The organism is Caballeronia mineralivorans PML1(12) (genome assembly GCF_001028175.1).
GTDB lineage: Bacteria > Pseudomonadota > Gammaproteobacteria > Burkholderiales > Burkholderiaceae > Caballeronia > Caballeronia mineralivorans.
This window is the reverse complement of record NZ_AEJF01000179.1, coordinates 20,189-39,187: the sequence shown is the minus strand read 5'-3', so window position 1 is coordinate 39,187 and position 18,999 is coordinate 20,189. Positions and strand designations below refer to the sequence as shown.

At 60.9% G+C, this 18,999-nt stretch carries 16 protein-coding genes; 6 read left to right on the top strand and 10 right to left on the bottom strand.

The genetic code is table 11. From position 1 onward, the window contains the following. Positions 1-323: 323 nt before the first annotated feature. From nadC to purN, 5 genes are all read right to left on the bottom strand, one after another. Positions 324-1,208, bottom strand: a complete 885-nt coding sequence (gene nadC / locus EOS_RS30530; RefSeq protein WP_047895932.1) for a carboxylating nicotinate-nucleotide diphosphorylase — start codon at positions 1,206-1,208, stop codon at positions 324-326. After that, on the bottom strand, positions 1,208-2,338 hold the full coding sequence (gene nadA, locus EOS_RS30525; RefSeq protein WP_047895931.1) for a quinolinate synthase NadA: 1,131 nt from the start codon (positions 2,336-2,338) through the stop codon (positions 1,208-1,210). Before nadA ends, nadC begins: the two co-directional genes overlap by 1 nt. Positions 2,339-2,455: 117 nt before the next feature. Continuing rightward, complete coding sequence (locus EOS_RS30520) at positions 2,456-3,652, bottom strand: DesA family fatty acid desaturase (RefSeq protein ID WP_047895930.1); 1,197 nt, start codon at positions 3,650-3,652, stop codon at positions 2,456-2,458. A 280-nt stretch (positions 3,653-3,932) separates the two neighbouring features. Next, entirely contained in the window at positions 3,933-5,234 is a 1,302-nt protein-coding gene (locus EOS_RS30515; RefSeq protein WP_047895929.1) for an RsmB/NOP family class I SAM-dependent RNA methyltransferase, read from the bottom strand. Next, on the bottom strand, positions 5,231-5,881 hold the full coding sequence (purN, locus tag EOS_RS30510; protein ID WP_047895928.1) for a phosphoribosylglycinamide formyltransferase: 651 nt from the start codon (positions 5,879-5,881) through the stop codon (positions 5,231-5,233). The genes EOS_RS30515 and purN overlap by 4 nt, the downstream gene beginning before the upstream one ends. Positions 5,882-6,063: 182 nt before the next feature. On the opposite strand from purN, the gene EOS_RS30505 reads away from it, so the two are divergent. The 6 genes from EOS_RS30505 to dut all read left to right on the top strand — a co-directional run bounded on the left by EOS_RS30505 (position 6,064) and on the right by dut (position 13,288). Beyond that, entirely contained in the window at positions 6,064-7,053 is a 990-nt protein-coding gene (locus tag EOS_RS30505; RefSeq protein ID WP_047895927.1) for a bifunctional riboflavin kinase/FAD synthetase, read from the top strand. A gap of 152 nt (positions 7,054-7,205) precedes the next feature. After that, positions 7,206-10,040: an isoleucine--tRNA ligase gene (gene ileS / locus EOS_RS30500; RefSeq protein WP_047895926.1), complete on the top strand. Its 2,835-nt coding sequence runs from the start codon at positions 7,206-7,208 to the stop codon at positions 10,038-10,040. Further along, complete coding sequence (gene lspA, locus EOS_RS30495; RefSeq protein ID WP_047895925.1) at positions 10,040-10,540, top strand: signal peptidase II; 501 nt, start codon at positions 10,040-10,042, stop codon at positions 10,538-10,540. The genes ileS and lspA overlap by 1 nt, the downstream gene beginning before the upstream one ends. A gap of 45 nt (positions 10,541-10,585) precedes the next feature. Further along, the gene (coaBC, locus tag EOS_RS30490; RefSeq protein ID WP_087882018.1) at positions 10,586-11,803 is read left to right on the top strand and encodes a bifunctional phosphopantothenoylcysteine decarboxylase/phosphopantothenate--cysteine ligase CoaBC; all 1,218 of its coding nucleotides are present in this window, start codon (positions 10,586-10,588) and stop codon (positions 11,801-11,803) included. A 28-nt stretch (positions 11,804-11,831) separates the two neighbouring features. Continuing rightward, on the top strand, positions 11,832-12,845 hold the full coding sequence (locus EOS_RS30485) for an LLM class flavin-dependent oxidoreductase (RefSeq protein ID WP_047895923.1): 1,014 nt from the start codon (positions 11,832-11,834) through the stop codon (positions 12,843-12,845). Then, a complete protein-coding gene (gene dut, locus EOS_RS30480) occupies positions 12,842-13,288 on the top strand; it encodes a dUTP diphosphatase (protein WP_047895922.1) in 447 nt (148 codons plus the stop codon). Before EOS_RS30485 ends, dut begins: the two co-directional genes overlap by 4 nt. Positions 13,289-13,304: 16 nt before the next feature. Here the strand turns inward: dut and EOS_RS30475 are convergent, their stop codons facing one another. The 5 genes from EOS_RS30475 to EOS_RS30455 are packed head-to-tail and all read right to left on the bottom strand — an operon-like array spanning position 13,305 to position 18,974. Next, the gene (locus EOS_RS30475; RefSeq protein ID WP_047895921.1) at positions 13,305-14,588 is read right to left on the bottom strand and encodes a D-tagatose-bisphosphate aldolase, class II, non-catalytic subunit; all 1,284 of its coding nucleotides are present in this window, start codon (positions 14,586-14,588) and stop codon (positions 13,305-13,307) included. A gap of 4 nt (positions 14,589-14,592) precedes the next feature. After that, the gene (locus tag EOS_RS30470; RefSeq protein ID WP_047895920.1) at positions 14,593-15,564 is read right to left on the bottom strand and encodes a tagatose kinase; all 972 of its coding nucleotides are present in this window, start codon (positions 15,562-15,564) and stop codon (positions 14,593-14,595) included. After that, positions 15,557-16,549 carry an ABC transporter permease gene (locus tag EOS_RS30465; protein WP_047895919.1) on the bottom strand — a complete coding sequence of 331 codons (993 nt, stop codon included), beginning with the start codon at positions 16,547-16,549 and terminating at the stop codon, positions 15,557-15,559. Before EOS_RS30465 ends, EOS_RS30470 begins: the two co-directional genes overlap by 8 nt. Further along, positions 16,546-18,081, bottom strand: a complete 1,536-nt coding sequence (locus EOS_RS30460) for a sugar ABC transporter ATP-binding protein (RefSeq protein WP_047895918.1) — start codon at positions 18,079-18,081, stop codon at positions 16,546-16,548. The genes EOS_RS30465 and EOS_RS30460 overlap by 4 nt, the downstream gene beginning before the upstream one ends. Beyond that, complete coding sequence (locus EOS_RS30455; protein WP_047895917.1) at positions 18,078-18,974, bottom strand: substrate-binding domain-containing protein; 897 nt, start codon at positions 18,972-18,974, stop codon at positions 18,078-18,080. The genes EOS_RS30460 and EOS_RS30455 overlap by 4 nt, the downstream gene beginning before the upstream one ends. Positions 18,975-18,999: the final 25 nt, after the last annotated feature.

The following is an 18,999-nucleotide window of genomic DNA, read 5'->3' as shown; positions in this document are numbered from 1 at the left end:
GCGGGGGAAGTTAGGGAAAATACTGACTGGCTTGGTGGATAAGGCTTACGGGGGGCTTTACTGTGGTGCACGAGGGAGATTTGACGAGCGGTCGTTCGTTTTTGTATAACGCTTATTTAAGTTGTCTAGACACGACGGCGGGGATGGATGGTTGCTGCTCGGTCGGTAGTGGTCAGGGTCAAACCAGGTTGCCGGTGATTTTGCGCTTGGTAGCCGGGTCGGGTTGGTGCTTCCGGTGTCTGTGGCCCGCCCGTTTTCACTAGAAGGAAAAAACCGGCTCGGCCAGACCACCCGGTTTGAAAGCAGCAACCCGCCCCCGGCCCCTACTCAAGCCGCATCGAATAATCGGTCGCCCGCACATCCTTCGTCAGCGCGCCGATAGAAATCCGATCCACGCCGGTCTCGGCAATCGTCCGCACGGAATCGAAATTCACCCCGCCCGACACTTCGAGCACCGCGCGTCCGCCGGTCAGCCGCACGGCATCGTGCATGGCATCGAAGGTGAAATTATCGAGCAGGATCGATTCCGCCCGATGCGCCAACGCCGTTTCGAGTTGCTCGAGCGTCTCCACTTCAATCTGGATCGGCACACCAACGTCCAACGCAAGTGCCGCATCCATCGCCGCACCCACGCCACCCGCCGCGGCAATGTGGTTTTCCTTGATCAGAATGCCGTCGTAAAGCGCGAGCCGCTGGTTCGCGCCGCCACCCACGCGCACCGCGTACTTCTGGGCCAGACGCAAACCCGGCAAGGTCTTGCGCGTGTCGAGAATCCGGGCCCGCGTCCCTTCAATCGCGTCAACGTAACGCCGCGTCGCGCTCGCCACGCCCGACAGCATCTGCAGAAAATTCAGCGCATTGCGCTCGGCAGTCAGCAACGCACGCGCCGGACCGTGCACCAAGACCACCGGCGTATTGGCGATCATCCGCGCACCTTCGCGATACAGCCATTCCACGCGAATCGATTCATCCACCCGGCGCATCACCGCCTCGAACCACGGCACACCGCATAACACCGCTTCCTCACGGACCGTGACGCGCGCCGTGCGCCTCGCACCGGCAGGGACCAGAAGCCCGGTCCGGTCGCCATCGCCGATGTCTTCCGCCAGCGCATCGGTCACGTTGCGCTGAAGCGCCTGATCGAACGCCTCGCCGTACAACGCGCGGATTTCCTCGAGCAGGGGGGAAACCACCTGACTTGCCGCCATCACGCCGCTCCTACATTTGAAAACAACGACACATCCTTCGCCAGATCGCCGCTCGCCTGCACGCGCTTCTTGTGACGCGCGGCGAAGTCGAGCATGCGGTCGATCGGCAGGCGCGCACGCGCCGCGATAGCCGGGTCGACGAAAATTTCGTTGTGGCCGCGCTCCAGTACAGCGGCCAGATTCGCCAAGCCATTCATCGCCATCCATGGGCAATGCGCGCAGCTCTTGCAGGTGGCACTGTTCCCAGCCGTCGGCGCTTCGATGAATTCCTTGTCCGGCGCGGCGAGCCGCATCTTGTGCAGGATCCCGAGATCCGTCGCGACGATAAACCGCTTGGCTTCAAGCCGCACGGCCGCGTCGATCAGTTGCGTCGTTGATCCCACCACGTCGGCCAGCGCGACAACCGCTTCCGGCGACTCCGGATGAACGAGAATTTTTGCGTCGGGATATTGCGTGCGCAGCAGATCGAGCTCAATGCCCTTGAACTCGTCGTGAACGAGACACGAGCCTTGCCACGACAGCATGTCGGCGCCCGTTTTCTTCTGGATATAACCGCCCAGATGCCGGTCAGGCGCCCACAGGATTTTTTCGCCGCGCGCGTGCAGATCCGCCACGATCTCAAGCCCAATCGAGGATGTCACCATCCAGTCCGCCCGCGCCTTTACGGCCGCGCTGGTATTCGCGTACACAACGACGGTTCGATCGGGATGGGCGTCGCAGAAAGCGGAGAACTCGTCGGCGGGACAACCGAGATCGAGGGAACACGTGGCGTCGAGATCGGGCATCAGCACACGCTTCTCGGGGCTGAGAATCTTCGCCGTCTCGCCCATGAAACGTACGCCGGCCACAATCAGCGTCTGCGCCGCATGGTCGCGCCCGAAGCGCGCCATCTCTAGCGAATCCGCTACGCAACCACCGGTTTCATCGGCGAGTTCCTGCAACTCGGCATCGACATAATAGTGCGCGACCAGCACCGCTTTCTCGCGCACGAGCAACGCTCGAATGCGCTCCTTCAACTCGCGCTTTTCCTCGCGCGACGGGGCGTGCGGCACTTTCGCCCACGCCTGGCCGATGCCGCACGTCAGTCCTTGCGGCCGGTCGTACTCGACGCTTTTAATGAGCTGCTCCATCGCTTCCTCGTCTCCGATCCGTGATTACGTCGTCCCAAAACGAAAAACCCCGCCAGAGCGGGGTCTTGTGACGTCATTAAATTTTAACGGATATCGATGACGAAGGTCGGGACGCTGTCAGGCGTAGCGTCGCAGGCGTGAGGCGAAGTCCTGCAGCGCCTTGATACCGCTTTGCTCCGCACGATGACACCAGTCCTGCAATTGCGCGAGCAGTTGTTCGCGCGATGCGTTGGAGCGGTCCCACATGGCGGCCAGATCCTGACGCAATTCAATATAGGTGCGCAGCTTGTGGTTGTCGGAGAAAAGCGCTGGCAACTGCTGGCGTTGCGGCTCGTCGAGGCCCGCCTCTTCCTTGTGCGCCCACTTGCGGGCACCACGCATCAGCTGATACTTGTCGGCAGAACCGCCTTCTTTCAGCTTCGACAATTCCTGCCGATACGCACGCTTGAGCGCCTTGCCGTAACGCGCCATCACTTCATAGCGGTTCGACAGCACGGCTTGCAGCGTGTCGTGATCGAGCACCCGCTTGGCAGTCAACAAACGCGGCGTGGGCGCAATCTTCTTGACCTTGGCCAGCTTGAACGCCGACATGATGCGGATATACATCCAGCCGATATCGAACTCGTACCACTTGTTCGACAGCTTCGCCGACGTTGCATACGTGTGGTGATTGTTATGCAGCTCTTCGCCGCCGATCAGGATGCCAAGCGGGAAGATGTTCGTGCTGGCGTCCGACGAATTGAAGTTGCGGTAACCCCACCAGTGTGCGAGCCCGTTGACCACGCCCGCCGCCCAGAACGGAATCCAGATCATCTGCACGGCCCAAACCGACAGCCCGACAAAGCCGAACAGCGCAACGTCGATGACCATCATGATGCTGATGCCGAGAATGGGGTAACGCGTGTAGACGTTGCGTTCCATCCAGTCGTTCGGCGTGCCGTGACTGAACTTGCGCATGGTTTCTTCGTTCTTGGCTTCCGAGCGGTACAGTTCAGCGCCTTCGAGCAAGACTTTCCAGATGCCGCGCGTTTGCGGGCTGTGCGGATCTTCTTCGGTCTCGCACTTGGCGTGATGCTTACGGTGAATCGCGGCCCATTGACCCGTCAGCATGCCGGTGGTCATCCAGAGCCAGAAACGGAAAAAGTGGCTGACGGCCGGATGCAGTTCCAGCGCGCGGTGCGCCTGGCAGCGATGCAAATAGACGGTCACGCCGATGATCGTGATGTGCGTCATCACGAGAGTGAACAGCAAGATCTGCCACCACGAAAGGTCCAGCAATCCGTTGGCGAGAAATTCAAGCGATGAATTCAGCAAGGCAATTTACCTGAAAGGCGGAAAAAATAGCCGAACGAAAACAGGATCGACGGCTGTTGGGTGCATGAAAGGAATATGCACGTGATGAGACGGCATTTTACTTCATGCGTTCCAAGTCTTTGTGTCGATTAGGGAAAATTTTGATTTCGCGCAGGGTCAGCTGGAAATTTGACCGCTAATTTGCGTTGCTGTTTAGTGAGGTAAACACGAATTTCCCGCTTTTGAAAGCTTTGGCCGGGGTTCGCTTCCGAATCCGCCAGCCAAAGCGAGCAAATATTACTTATTCCTCGACTGCTTCCTCAACCACGGCTTCTTTAGCTGCAACCGGCAACCGTTCGAGTACGGCGGCGAAGAAACCGTCCGTGCCGTGCTTGTGCGGCCACAGTTGCAGATAGTCGCCCGTGTCCAGATCAATGCGCTGTTCGGCCAGCACTTCTCGCGCCGGAACCAGCTTGAAGCCCGGATGAGTCGCCAGGAACTGGTTCACTACGCCCTCGTTTTCCGCTTCCAGCATGCTGCATGTTGCGTAGACGAGACGGCCTCCCACTTTCACCAGCCGCGCCGCGCTGGTCAGAATGGACAACTGCTTTGGCGTGAGTTCCGCCACCGATTCCGGCGACTGACGCCATTTCAGGTCCGGATTGCGACGCAGCGTGCCGAGGCCGGAACAGGGGGCATCGACGAGAACACGGTCGATCTTGCCCGCCAGGCGCTTGATCTTGGCGTCGTGTTCGCTGTCGATCAGCACCGGATTCACATTCGACAAGCCGCTGCGAGCCAGACGCGGCTTGAGTTTGGCGAGCCGGCGGTCGGACACGTCGAAGGCGTAGAGACGGCCCGAGGAGCGCATCATCGCGCCCAGCGCCAGCGTCTTGCCGCCCGCGCCCGCGCAGAAATCCACGATCATTTCGCCGCGCCGGGGCGCAACCAGCGAGCACAGCAGTTGGCTGCCTTCGTCCTGCACCTCGATCCAGCCGTCCTGGAACGGCTGCAGGCGTGTGAGCGCCGGCTTGCCGTCCACCCGTACGCCATAAGGCGCAAACGGCATTTCGCCTGCATCGATACCGGCTTCGGTTAGCGTCTTGATGACCAGTTCACGCGTGGCCTTGATCGGGTTGGCGCGCAGATCGAGCGGCGCCGGATAGTTCAGCGCGGCGGCAAGCAGAGCGAGCTCTTCGGTATCGAAGCGCTTTGTCATGGCGTCGTAGATCCATTGCGGCAAATTGGTCCGCACCCGCACCGGCAAACTGCCCGGATCGATCTTCGACACCTGGTTGAGCCATTGGTATTCATCGGCGGAAATAAACGGCTTGACCGCCGATAACCCCGCCGTCTGCATCAAGCCCAGCAGCGCAAGACGCCGCGCGAGGTTGCCGCTGCCGCTTTCGGCGAGATGCGAAAATTCCATCTTGCGGCGCAGGACCGCGAACACCGCTTCGGCGATCACGCCGCGTTCGTTGTGGCCGAGCTTCGGATGCGCACGGAAAAAACGGCTGGTGGCGGCATCAGCGGGACCGCTAAAGCGCAGTACGTCCGCCAGCAACGTCTCGGTTTGTCCTATCAAAAATCCATGAAGCCTCATACGCCCTCCCCGGCAATGTCGGCAAAGAGCCATTGCGGCTCTGGTGGCGTGAGCACGACACGCTCGCCGTCGATGGCAAGACGCCCTTCGACGAACCAGCGCACCGCGCGTGGGTAAATAATGTGTTCGACGGCGAGCACCCGGGTAGCGAGTGCTGCCGCGTCGTCGCCGGCCAGAACCGGCACCGCTGCCTGCGCGACGATGGGTCCATGATCCAGCGTCGGCGTGACAAAATGGACGCTTGCGCCGTGCACGCGCACGCCGGCATCGAGGGCTTGGCTGTGCGTTTTAAGCCCCGGAAAGCACGGCAGCAGCGACGGATGAATGTTGATCATGCGGCCGGCGTAGCGTTCGACGAAGGCGTCCGTGAGCACGCGCATGAAGCCCGCGAGCATCACGAGATCCGGTTCGAAGCCGTCGATAGTGCGTGCAAGCGCCTGATCGAAGGCTTCGCGCGTAGTGAATTCACGGTGATCGATGACACTGGCCGGAATGCCGTTTGCCGCCGCGAACGCAAGCCCGGCGGCATCTGGGCGATTCGAGATGACGGCCGCCACCCGAGCCGGCCAGCCTTCGCGCGCGCAAGCCCGCACGACGGCTTCCATATTGGTTCCCCGCCCGGAAATCAGGATGACGATTTTTTTCATCCGCGGATTTTATCATTCGATGCCGTCAAAACCCGGCGAATCCGCCCGACCCGCAGTGGGCCCGGCCTCCGTCCAGTGCTGTGAGCGTTTATAATCGAACGCTTTGCGGCTTTGCCAGCCTCGCGCTGCATTTGCCCAAGTATTCGCCCATTTAACCGCCAACCGCCGACCCAACCGATATCGTGAGAGTCTTTCGCGGCCTACCCAATGCCGAAAGCCGCGCGCCCTGTGCGCTGACCATCGGCAATTTCGACGGTGTCCACCGTGGCCATCAGGCGCTGCTCGCCCACGTGCGTGCCGCCGCGGACGCCCGCGGCCTGCCGGTCTGCGTGATGACCTTCGAGCCGCATCCCCGCGAATTCTTCAATCCCGCCGGCGCGCCGCCGCGTATCGCGATGCTGCGCGACAAGCTCGAAGCGCTGCGCACGAACGGCGTGGATCGCGTCGTGGTCGAGCATTTCAATCACACCTTCGCCAGCCAGCCGCCCGATACGTTCGTGGAGAATGTGATCGTGAACGGGCTGCACGCGCGCTGGGTGATGATCGGCGACGACTTCCGCTACGGCGCAAAACGCGCCGGCGATTTCGAGTCGCTCAAGGCAGCCGGGCACAAGCACGGCTTCGAAGTCGAACAAATGGCGACCGTCGCCGCCCCGAACGGCGCGCGCATCTCGAGCTCGGGCGTGCGGGCGTCGCTGGTAGCAGGCGATCTCGATGCCGCCCGCCTCGCGCTAGGCCGTCCCTATGTCATTAGCGGCCACGTGGTGCACGGGCAAAAGCTCGGCCGCGATCTCGGCTTCCCCACGCTCAACATGCCGATCGCCCATAAGCGGCCGGCGCTCGCAGGCATTTTTGTCGTGCGTGTGCATGGGCTCGGACCCGTGCCGCTGCCGGGTGTGGCGAGTCTCGGATTGCGTCCGACCGTCGACGACTCCGGCCGCGTGCTGCTCGAAACCTTCGTGCTCGACTGGCATGGCGACGCCTACGGCAAGCTCGTGCGTATCGAGTTCCTGCAAAAGCTGCGTGACGAGGAAAAGTACGTGGACCTCGAAACACTGACGGCAGCAATCGCGCGCGACGTGACCAACGCCCGCGCCTATTTCGCATCAGACGTGAACTCAAGTGGCCGCGACAGCGGTTTCGCCACCTCGGCCACCGATCGAATTAGGTGAGCGCGTGGCGCCGGGCGCTTGAAGTTTCCGATAAAGCCCCCGACGCGCTGCCCGCTGCCTCGCTAAACACGCACCTTCGAGCCCGTTCCCGAGCTTGCCCGCTTGGAACCGCCGCCTCACCGCCGCTTCACCGAACAGATATCGAGTCATCCATGAGCAACAAGAAAGAAGCCAAGCCCCAGTCGAAGTATCCGGTCAATCTGTTGGATACGCCGTTCCCCATGCGCGGCGACTTGCCCAAGCGCGAGCCTCAATGGGTGAAGGAATGGCAGGACAACAAGATCTACGAGAAGATCCGCGCCGCCAGCCACGGCCGCAAGAAGTTCATCCTGCACGACGGCCCGCCGTATGCGAACGGCGACATCCACCTCGGCCACGCGGTGAACAAGATCCTGAAGGACATGATCGTGAAGGCGCGCAATCTGGCGGGCTTCGACGCAGTCTATGTCCCCGGCTGGGATTGCCATGGCATGCCGATCGAGATCCAGATCGAAAAGCAGTTCGGCAAGTCGCTGCCGGCGCGCGAAGTGATGGAAAAAGCGCGCACCTACGCGAGCGCGCAGATCGAAAAGCAGAAACTGGGCTTCCGGCGCCTCGGTGTGCTCGGTGACTGGGACAACCCATACAAGACGATGAACTTCGCCAACGAAGCCGGCGAAATCCGCGCGTTGGGAAAGATCCTCGAGAAGGGTTACGTGTATCGCGGGCTGAAGCCGGTGAATTGGTGTTTCGACTGCGGTTCGGCGCTGGCTGAAGCCGAAGTCGAGTACCAGGACAAGGTCGATCCGACCATCGACGTGCTGTTCGCTTTCGCCGAGCCGGAGAAAACCGCGCAGGCGTTCGGCCTGAACGCCTTGCCGAAGCAGGAAGGTGGCGTGGTGATCTGGACGACTACGCCGTGGACCATTCCCGCCAACCAGGCGCTGAACGTGCATCCGGAGATCGTCTATAGCCTCGTCGATACCGGAAAGGGCCTGCTGATCCTCGCCGAAGATCGCGTGGAAGAATGTCTCAAGCAATACGGCGTGACCGGTTCAACCATCGCTACCGCGCCCGGTGCCAAGCTGAGCGGCTTGCGCTTTCATCATCCGCTGAGCGCGGCCCACCCCGGCTATAAACGCACCGCGCCTGTGTATCTCGGCGAGTACGTGACGACTGAAAGCGGCACGGGGATCGTGCATTCATCGCCGGCGTATGGCGTGGAAGACTTCGTGTCCTGCAAGGCGCACGGCATGACGGACTCCGACATCATCAACCCCGTCATGGGCGACGGTCGTTATATCGAGTCGCTGCCGCTGTTCGGCGGACTCTCGATCTGGGAAGCCAACGACCAGATCGTGGAAGCGTTGCGCAGCGCGCATTCGCTGCTGAAGACCGAGAAATACACGCACAGCTACATGCACTGCTGGCGCCACAAGACGCCGATCATCTATCGCGCGACGTCGCAGTGGTTCGCCGGCATGGACGTGAAGCCCAACGACACGTCCCGCACGCTGCGCGAAACCGCGCTGGAAGGTATCGAAAACACGGCGTTCTTCCCGGCATGGGGCAAGCAGCGGCTCTACAGCATGATCGCGAACCGGCCGGACTGGACGCTCTCGCGACAGCGCCAGTGGGGCGTGCCGATGGCGTTTTTCGTCCATAAGGAAACCGGCGAACTGCATCCGCGTACGCTGCAATTGCTCGAGGAAGTGGCAAAGCGCGTGGAAGTGAGCGGGATCGAAGCGTGGCAAACGCTCGATCCACAAGAAATGCTCGGCGACGAAGCCAACATGTACGAGAAGAATCGCGACACGCTCGACGTCTGGTTCGATTCCGGCACGACGCACTGGCACGTGCTGCGCGGCTCGCACAAGGACTCGCTGCAGTTCCCGGCTGACTTGTATCTGGAAGGTTCGGACCAGCATCGCGGATGGTTCCATTCGTCGTTGCTGACCGCCTCCATGCTCGATGGCCGCCCGCCGTACAACGCGCTGCTGACGCACGGCTTCACCGTCGATGGCGAAGGCCGCAAGATGTCGAAGTCGCTGGGCAACGGCGTCGATCCGCACGAAGTGTCGAACCGGCTGGGCGCGGAAATCATCCGCTTGTGGATTGCATCGACGGATTATTCGGGTGAGCTCGCCATCTCCGAAGAAATCCTGAAGCGCGTGACGGAGACGTATCGGCGGATTCGCAATACGTTGCGCTTCCTCTTGTCCAATCTCTCCGATTTCGACTTCGAGAAAAACGCACGTCCGGTGGAAGACTGGCTCGAAATCGATAAATACGCCGTCGCCCTCGCGCAGAACCTGCAAGACGACGTGCTCGCGCACTACGAGAAGTTCGAGTTCCATCCGGTTGTATCGAAGCTTGCGACGTTCTGCTCGGAGGATCTCGGCGGGTTTTATCTCGACGTGCTGAAGGATCGGCTGTACACCATGAAGCCCGATTCGCGCGAACGCCGCGCGGCGCAGACGGTGCTGCATCACATCGCGCACGGTTTGCTGCGGCTGGTCGCGCCCTATCTGTCGTTCACGGCGGAAGAGGCGTACAAGGTGCTGCAACCCGGACGCGATACCATCTTCACCGAGGTGTATCACGCCTATCCGCAGGTGCCTGATGCCGGCGAATTGCTCGACAAGTGGACGCTGATCCGCTCCGCGCGCAGCGACGTGACCAAGGCGCTGGAAGAAGCGCGGACAGCGAACATGATCGGTTCGTCGCTGCAGGCTGAAGTGGACGTGCGGGCGAGCGGCGCGCGGTATAACGCGCTGACCAGTCTCGGCGATGACCTCAGCTTCGTGCTGATCACATCGGCGGCGCGGGTCGTGAAGGTGGCGAACGAAGCGGATGAAGGCGTCGACGTGATTGCATCGACGTATCTGAAATGCGAGCGTTGCTGGCATTACTGTGACGACGTGGGCGCATCGGCGGAACATCCTGGATTGTGCGGCCGTTGCATCACCAACCTCTTCGGCAACGGCGAAACGCGGAGCGCAGCATAATGGCAAGAACGATGTCGAAACAAAGCAGTGGTTCACTCGCGCCGTGGCTAGGCGTGGCGTTGATCGTGATTCTCTTCGATCAGTTGTCGAAGATCGCTGTCGCGCGTGTGTTCACCTATGGCGAACCGCACGCGCTTACGCCGTTCTTCAACCTGTTCCTGATCTACAACCGCGGTGCGGCGTTCAGCTTTCTCGCTACCGCCGGCGGCTGGCAGCGTTGGGGATTCACGGCACTCGGCGTGGTCGCGGCCATCGTGATCTGCTATTTGCTGAAACGCCACGGCACGCAGCGAATGTTCTGCACGGCATTGGCGCTGATCATGGGCGGCGCGATCGGCAACGTGATCGACCGGATTGCTTATGGCCACGTGATCGACTTCCTGGACTTTCACGTCAACACGTGGCATTGGCCGGCGTTTAACCTCGCCGATAGCGCGATCACCATCGGCGCCGTGCTGCTCGTGTTCGATGAGTTGCGCCGCGTGCGCGGGGCAAAGTAGCCAGCGTTATTCGGCATGTAAGCCGCGATGAGTACGGAGGCAGGTTTGGACAACGCAGAACTCGCAGGAAAACACCTCGTACTGGGCCTGTCGGGGGGTATCGCGTGCTACAAGATCGCCGAACTCACGCGTTTGCTGGTGAAAGCCGGCGCGACCGTGCAGATCGTCATGACCGATGCCGCCACGCAATTCATCACGCCCGTCACCATGCAGGCGCTGTCCGGGCGTCCCGTGTACACATCGCAATGGGACGCGCGGATCGCCAACAACATGGCGCACATTGATCTGTCGCGTGAAGCCGATGCGATCGTGATTGCGCCCGCCTCCACCGACTTCATCGCCAAGCTCGCGCATGGCAATTGCGACGACCTGCTCTCCACGCTATGCGTAGCGCGCGATTGTCCGCTGCTCGTCGTGCCCGCGATGAACCGCCAGATGTGGCAGAACCCGGCGACACAACGCAACGTCGCGCAACTGCGTGGCGATGGCGTGCAAGTGCTGGGACCCGATTCGGGCGCACAGGCGTGCGGTGAAGTCGGGGACGGCAGGATGCTCGAGCCCTCGGCAACATTCGAAGCGATCTGCGCCTTCTTCCAGCCGAAGATCCTGCAAGGGCATCGCGTATTGATTACGGCAGGCCCGACCTTCGAACCGCTCGATCCCGTGCGCGGCATCACCAACCGTTCGTCCGGCAAGATGGGGTTTGCGCTGGCGCGTGCGGCGGCTCAGGCGGGCGCGGACGTGCATCTTGTGGCCGGCCCGGTCGCGCTGGAGACGCCTTGGGGCGTGTACCGCGAAGATGTGCAGACCGCGCAGCAGATGCACGACGCCGTACTGCAAGCCACGCCCGATGCGGACATCTTCATTGCGGTGGCCGCGGTCGCGGACTGGCGCGTCGATCACTTGAGCGAGCACAAGATCAAGAAGACCGCCAACCAGCCGATGCCGACCTTCACGTTCGTCGAAAACCCCGACATTCTCGCGACCGTCGCACGTTTGCCGAACCCTCCGTATTGCGTCGGTTTCGCGGCGGAAAGCGGCGATCTCGAAGTGCATGGCGAGGACAAACGCGCACGCAAGAACGTGCCGCTGCTGATTGGCAATCTCGGGCCGCTGACGTTCGGCCTCGACGACAACGAGGTCGTGCTGTTCGAGGCCTCGGGTATCACGCGCCTGCCTCGCGCCGATAAAAAGCTGCTGGCGAAGTTGCTGATCGGCGAGATTGCAAAGCGGGCGCCGCGCGGCGGTTCGCTGCTGTCTTAGCCTGCTGGCTTAGCTCATTGCCAAGACCATGACGACGAAACTCTCCGTACTCGATCAGACGCCGGTCATTCACGGCCATAGCACCGCCGATGCCATCGCGGCCACACTCGATCTGGCGCGCCTCGCGGATGACCTTGGCTACACGCGGTACTGGTGCGCCGAGCATCATGGTTTGCGCGGGGTATCGAATCCTTGCCCGGAAGTTTTGCTCGCGCGAATCGGCAGCTTGACCGAGCGCATTCGGATCGGTTCGGGCGGCGTCATGCTGCCCTACTACAGCTCGTTCAAGGTTGCAGAGCAATTCCTGATGCTCGAAGCGCTGTTCCCGAATCGCGTGGATCTGGGCGTTGGGCGTGCGCCCGGCGGCGATATGCGTACCGCGCAAGCGGTGGCCGCAGGCGACTACAATCGCGGCGATATTTTCCCGCAGCAGGTCGGTGAACTGGTCGGTCTGTTCGACGGTACGTTGCCCGAAGACCACCTCGCGCACGGCGTGTTGCTGCAGCCCGAAATTGCTACTCGCCCCGAATTGTGGATGCTCGGTTCCAGCGATTTCGGCGGTTTGCTCGCGGCGCAACTTGGCATTCGTTTCGCGTTCGCGCATTTTATTAACGCGCAGTATGGGCACAGGGTGGCGGAGGCTTATCGCGAGCGGTTTGTGTCGCGCAATGGCTCGAAGCCCTATCTTGCAGCGGCCGTGTTCGTCATTTGCGCCGATACCGAAACGGAAGCCGCCGCACTTGAACGTGCGGTCGATTTGCGTCGCGTGCAGATGGCGTACGGGCTCAATATGCCGATTCCATCGATTGCCCAGGGGGCAAACCAGGCATTCGGCGAACGCGAACTGACTGTGATTGCGCGGGAAAAAAGCCGCAGCATTATTGGCACGCCGGAGCGCGTGACTGAACAATTGCATGAACTCCAACAACGCTTCGATGCCGACGAACTGATCGTGCTGAGCGTTGCAGGAAGTTACCCGGCGCGCATGCGCTCGTACGAACTGCTGGCTCAAGCCTTCGAACTCAATAAACAGAACCCATGAAACTCGACATCAAGATCCTCGATGCGCGCATGCGCGACTACCTGCCCGCCTACGCCACGCCTGGCAGCGCCGGACTCGATTTACGCGCGTGCCTGGACGAAGCCATCACGCTTGAACCCGGCCAGACGACGCTGGTACCCACGGGCCTGGCGATTCATATCGAAGACCCGGGTTATGCGGCGCTGATTCTGCCGCGCTCGGGGCTCGGTCATAAGCACGGCGTGGTGCTGGGGAATCTGGTTGGATTGATCGACTCGGACTACCAGGGCCAGTTGATGATCTCGACGTGGAATCGCGGCGCGACTGCGTTCACGCTGAATCCGCTTGAGCGCCTCGCGCAACTGGTGATCGTGCCGGTGGTGCAGGCGACGTTTAATATCGTCGATGACTTCGCTCAGAGCGAGCGCGGCGCCGGTGGATTCGGCAGCACGGGCAAGCACTGAGCTTCAGCCTCAGGCGTTATGCGCGGCACGCCGCTGCGTACGTTCGAATGACCTGCCGCACGCGATCCTGCACCAGCGCGAGCGGCTCGTTAGCTAACTGAGCGCGCCGCACTGCCCAATATTGATCGGGCAAGAACTGGCTCAGCAGGTTCTCGGGAATTTTAAGCGCGGCTAGGTTATCGAGCAGTTTTTGCGCTGTGGCGCCGATCTCCGCATCGGCCCAGTAATAACGTACGCGGTCGCTATAGCTGTAGGTGCGTAACACGCGTTGCTGTTCGGCATCGCCGTGATAATACTTTTCCCAGTAACCGGGTTTGCTCAGCATCACGCGCTCGACCACAGCGCGTAAATTCGATCGCTTCTTCTCGTCGATCAATTGCGTTTCGATATCCGCCAACGCGTACAACGCCTCGCGCAACGCGAACGTCACGCCCGGACCCACTTTGAGAATGCGAAAGCCATCGCGGACCAATGCGCTCAGCGCTTCGGGTGTCTGATAATCGGTGGAATGCGCCTCGAAGACCATGCCGTGCAGATCGTCCAACGCGCTCTTCAGCGACTCGGCGCGCGCCGGCACATAGTCGATCACCTTCGTGTGATCGAACTCCACGCCAGGCTGCACGACAAGCGCGATCACTCGCGGCCATGCGACTTGAACCCCGTGTTCTTGCCACGCCTTTTTGTGGACCAAAGCGGTTTCAATCGCCGCTTCACGCGAGGTCGGTTCGACGATGTCCAGCTCTTCCGCAGCACCACCCGGCACGGGTACTTCGGTGCCGATCACATATACCGGGCTCACGCCAAGACCTGCCCGCTTTACGGCAGCTTCGGCGACTGCGCACAAGCGTGCGGCCCTTGAAGCAACAACCGCATCCGATAACCTCTCGGGATCATCGGCGCACGACATGCTGGTATCGAGGTGAATCTTCGTGAATCCCGCCGATGCATAAGCGTCGATCAACGCATCGGCGCGTTGCATGGCTTCGTCAGCGCGAAGGTGACGCCATGCATTCGGACCAAGATGATCGCCGCCAAGAATCAGATGCTCATGCGGGAATCCGACTCGCTCGGCAATCGAACGAACGAAGTCCACAAAGTCCGCGGGCTTCATGCCCGTATAACCGCCGTACTGATCGACCTGATTCGATGTCGATTCGATCAGCAACGGCGTCTCATCTTCCAGCGCCTGTCGCATGGCCGCTTCGAGCACCCACGGATGCGCGGAACAAATCGAATAGATGCCGGCGAGCCATGCCGACGCCGGATGCGCATTGCTCAAACGCGAGACGATCGAGTTCATCACTTCACTCCGTGGCTGATTGCAGGAACGCATCGAGTTCGGCGAACGTCGCCGTGCCTTCCATCGGGCCTTTTACGCCCACTGCGCGCGCGCCGCTGGCGCATGCGTACTTAAGCGCGTCATCCACGTCCATGCCCTGCGCGCGGCAACTGATGTACGTCGCGCCGAAGCAATCGCCCGCGCCGGTCGGATCGAGTTCCTGCACCTTGAGCGCGGGCCGATGGGTCTCGCCGTTGGCATCGAAGAAACTGCAGCCTTGCGCGCCGCGCTTCACGACCACTTCCTTGACGCCGCGTTTGAGCAGTTCATCGATCGCCCCGCGCTCCGACGTCGCGCTGGCGAGCAAGGTCACTTCATGGCCGCTTGGCAGGAAGATATCGGTGTAGTCGAGGATAAAATCGAGCGCGTCGCGCATCTCCGGAATCCGCAGCATTTCCTTGCGAATATTCGGATCGAAACTTACCGTGCCGCCATTCGTTTTCACCATTTCGATAGCCTGCTTCATCGCTTCAATAATACGAAACGAGAACAGCGACGACCCCATCACGTGGAAAGTGCCGCACTTCGAGAGCAAGTCGTCCCGTAGATTCGCCACCGACAATTGCGCCGATGCGCTGTTCGTAATGTTGTAGATGAAATCGCGATCGCCGTCCTCGCGATATGTCACGAATGCGCTGCCCGTCGTCGCATCTTTCAGCACCGCGATGCCGGACACATCCACGCCGTCGCCGCGCAACCGTTCGACGTTGAGTACGCCGAAATCGTCATCGCCGACACAACCGATCATCGCGCACGGGCTGCCGAGCTTCGCGACCTGATCGATGAAAATTGCCGGCGCGCCGCTCGCGAAAGGGCCAATGAGCGTCCCGGGCTCGCGAAAGCTCTGGCCCACGCGCGTCGCCATGATTTCGACCAGGATCTCGCCCATCGCGACAATGGTGCCGGGCCTGGACGTAACAGCATTTGGATTAGGCATGACGTTTCTTCGTTTGAACATCGATACAGACCGCGACCAGAATCACGATGCCTTTCACGATGAGTTGATAGAAATACGGAACGCTGAGCAGGTTCATCCCGTTGTTGATGACGCCGATAATCAGCGCGCCGATCAGCGTCCCGGTGATCGTTCCGTAACCGCCCGAGAGACTTGTTCCGCCGAGCACGGCAGCGGCGATGGCATCGAGTTCATAGCCTATTCCCGCATTCGGCTGAGCGGAATAAAGCCGCGACGTCATCAACACGCCGCCGATGCTCGCCAGCAAGCCCGAGATCATGAAGATGATGATTCGCAGCCGGCTTACATCGATACCCGAATACAGCGCCGCCTCGCGATTGCCGCCCGCGAGATACGCCTTTCGTCCAAATACGGTACGCGAGAGCACGAAGTGGTTCAACAGCAGCAGAACCGCGAGAATCCAGATCGGTAGGGGGATGCCGAGCACGAGACCGTTGCCGAGGAAAGCGAAGCGGTCGTCGTCAATGGAGATTGGTACGCCGTTCGACGTGAGGTACGCGAGACCGCGAAAAACGCCCATGGTGGCGACGGTGACGATGAATGAGGGGATCGTCAACAACGCGGACAGCGAGCCGTTCGCGGCCCCAAGAACGATCCCTGTGGCCATGGCAGCGAGCACGGCGACAAGCGGCGATGCGCCATGCTGCAATGCAAACGCGCAGACGGTGCCGACCAGCGCCATGGTCGCGCCGACCGACAGGTCGATATCGCCGAGCAGCAGCACGTAGGTCATGCCGAAGCCGAGTATCGCGATGATGGAGACCTGCATCACCACGTTCACGAGGTTGTTCACCGACATGAAGTTCGGCGACAGCACCCAGAAAAAGCCGCACAAGACGATCAGCCCGACGACGATACCGCCGTAGTGCCTGACGGCGCGATGTAGCGCACCGCTTGCGTGCGAGCGGCGCGTGGACGCGGCGCCGCTGAGTTGAGTCGGGTTCATGCTGTTGTGGCTCCGGTTGCGTACGACATCACTTCTTCTTGCGTGATGGGTTCGACACCCTGCGCATTGAATTCATGGACGACGCGCTTCTCGCGCATCACGACAAGGCGATCGCTCATGGCAAGCGCCTCCGGCAATTCCGACGAGACGAGAATGATCGCCGTCCCGGTCGAGGCGAGCTCACGGATCACCCGATAAATCTCGAACTTCGCGCCCACATCGACGCCGCGCGTGGGTTCATCGAGGATCAGCACCTTCGGTTTCAACGCCAGCCATTTGGAGAACACGACCTTCTGCTGATTGCCGCCACTCAGGTTTCCAACCGCCTGAAACGGCCCCGATGCGCGGATGTTCATACGCGTGATCGCGTTCGCCGTTTCATCGCGTTCGAAGCGGCGGTTCAGGATGCCGAAGCGTGAACCGTGTTCTTCAAAGCTCGCCATCGTCACGTTGCTGGCGATGGAATGCATCAGCACGAGGCCCTCGTGCTTTCGGTCCTCGGTGACGAGCGCGATGCCCTCCCGGATGGCATGTGCAGGACTGCGCAACTTGAGGCGCTTGTCGCTCATCGTGATCTCGCCGCTCGGCCGGCCGATGCCGAACAACGCCTTCATCACGTCCGAGCGTCCCGCACCGATCAACCCGAAGAAGCCGAGAATCTCGCCGGCGCGAATCTCGAAGCTGATGTTTTCAAACTGACCGGGGAGCGTGAGATTGCTGACCTTCAGCAGCGGCTGCGATGGACGCATGTAAGGCGTCTCGCGACGCGGATAGACATCGTTCATTTCACGCCCGACCATCATCGCGATCAATGCGCCGATGGTGGTCTGATCCTTCTGCAATGTCGCGATGTAGCGACCATCGCGCATGACCGAGATGTCATCGGAAATGCGCATGATCTCGTCCATCCGATGCGAGATATAAACGACGGCCACACCCTTCGCCGTCAGCTTGGTGACGATATGAAACAGGATCTCCGCTTCGCGATCGCTTAACGAGGACGTGGGTTCGTCCATGATCACGAGCGATGCATCGCGGCTCAGCGCCTTGGCGAGTTCCACGAGTTGACGCTGCGCCATGGAGAGACGCGAAACAGGTGCGGTAGCGTCAATGTCGATATCCAGGTGATCCAGCAAAGCCTGCGCTTGCGCATACAAGCGCTTGAAATCCACGACACCAAAACGCCGCGGCTCGTGCCCCGCGAACATGTTTTCAGCGACACTCAAATTCTTGGCGAGACTCAACTCCTGATAGATGATCGCAATGCCCGCCTTCTGCGACTCGCCGGGATTCGCGAATGTAGCGGGCGATCCGTTCAAAAGAATTTCGCCGCGCGTAGGCGCATGAACGCCGGCGAGAATCTTCATCAGCGTGGATTTGCCCGCACCGTTCTCGCCGAGCAGCGTGTGCACGCGGCCCGGCAGAATGGCGAGCGAGACGTCCTTGATCGCCTCGACTGGCCCGAACGACTTCGCAATCCCGCGTAGTTCGAGAAGCGCAATGTCCGGGCGAGGTTTCAAACCCGTATTCATTTCACCGACGCGTTCAGATACTGACCCGGCGTCACCGGCTGCAGCTTCGGCACGGATTGCTTTTCCGCAACCTTGACAGCGGTGTCCACGGCGAGCGCGCCCATCTTGTCCGGGTACTGGCGAATCACGCCGACGAAGTTCGGGTTCTTGTCGACCGCCGCGCGCGCTTCGGGCATGCCGTCGAAGCCGATGACCTTCACGTGATTACCGGCCGATTTGCCTGCGACGGCCGCGGCCATTGCAGCGTCATCGCCGAAACCGAAGATGCCCGCGAGATCAGGATTCGCCTGCAGCATGTTCTGCGCCGCGCTCAATGCATCGGCGCGCGTGATGCCCGGCTGCACCGCGACAATCTTCACATCGGGACACGCAGCGAGCGCTTTCTTGAAACCCGTCACGCGGTCGATCACTGATTGAACCGTCGGATAATCGATCACGCCGACCTTACCCTTGCCGCTCAGCACCTTGCACATCAACGCGCCGGCTTGCAGGCCACCGGCGTAGTTATCGGTGGCGATATGCGATGCGACTTCAACGCCTTGCGCGCTGATATCGACGGTGATTACTGGAATGCCCGCCTTCTGCGCCGTCAGCACGGCCGCTTTCACGCCCTTGGAATCGACGGGCGAGAGCACGATCACATCGACTTTCTTCGTGACGAAATCCTGCACGTCCGCGATCTGCTTGCTCAAGTCCTGGTTCGCAATCGCGATGTCTATCTGCGCGTGATCCTTTGCGGCTTGCGCTTTCATCGCGTTGGCGAGTTCGACGTAGAACGGATGTTGTTGCGTGAGCAGCGATGCGCCAATCTTGACATCGGCAGCGTGAGCGACGGGTGCGGTTGTGGCGAACGCTGCGACCAGAGCAGCAAGAAGTGAACGACGGCGAAACATAAGCGTGTCTCCAGTTATTGTTTAG

Excerpts from the sequence above, each read along its gene's own strand:
- dut (WP_047895922.1), top strand. The coding sequence starts at position 12,842 with ATGAAACTCGACATCAAGATCCTCGATGCGCGCATGCGCGACTACCTG.
- EOS_RS30515 (WP_047895929.1), bottom strand. The coding sequence starts at position 5,234 with ATGAGGCTTCATGGATTTTTGATAGGACAAACCGAGACGTTGCTGGCG.
- EOS_RS30465 (WP_047895919.1), bottom strand. The coding sequence starts at position 16,549 with ATGAACCCGACTCAACTCAGCGGCGCCGCGTCCACGCGCCGCTCGCAC.
- lspA (WP_047895925.1), top strand. The coding sequence starts at position 10,040 with ATGGCAAGAACGATGTCGAAACAAAGCAGTGGTTCACTCGCGCCGTGG.
- EOS_RS30470 (WP_047895920.1), bottom strand. The coding sequence starts at position 15,564 with ATGCCTAATCCAAATGCTGTTACGTCCAGGCCCGGCACCATTGTCGCG.
- EOS_RS30485 (WP_047895923.1), top strand. The coding sequence starts at position 11,832 with ATGACGACGAAACTCTCCGTACTCGATCAGACGCCGGTCATTCACGGC.
- EOS_RS30460 (WP_047895918.1), bottom strand. The coding sequence starts at position 18,081 with ATGAATACGGGTTTGAAACCTCGCCCGGACATTGCGCTTCTCGAACTA.
- nadC (WP_047895932.1), bottom strand. The coding sequence starts at position 1,208 with ATGGCGGCAAGTCAGGTGGTTTCCCCCCTGCTCGAGGAAATCCGCGCG.
- nadA (WP_047895931.1), bottom strand. The coding sequence starts at position 2,338 with ATGGAGCAGCTCATTAAAAGCGTCGAGTACGACCGGCCGCAAGGACTG.
- EOS_RS30455 (WP_047895917.1), bottom strand. The coding sequence starts at position 18,974 with ATGTTTCGCCGTCGTTCACTTCTTGCTGCTCTGGTCGCAGCGTTCGCC.
- purN (WP_047895928.1), bottom strand. The coding sequence starts at position 5,881 with ATGAAAAAAATCGTCATCCTGATTTCCGGGCGGGGAACCAATATGGAA.
- ileS (WP_047895926.1), top strand. The coding sequence starts at position 7,206 with ATGAGCAACAAGAAAGAAGCCAAGCCCCAGTCGAAGTATCCGGTCAAT.
- EOS_RS30475 (WP_047895921.1), bottom strand. The coding sequence starts at position 14,588 with ATGAACTCGATCGTCTCGCGTTTGAGCAATGCGCATCCGGCGTCGGCA.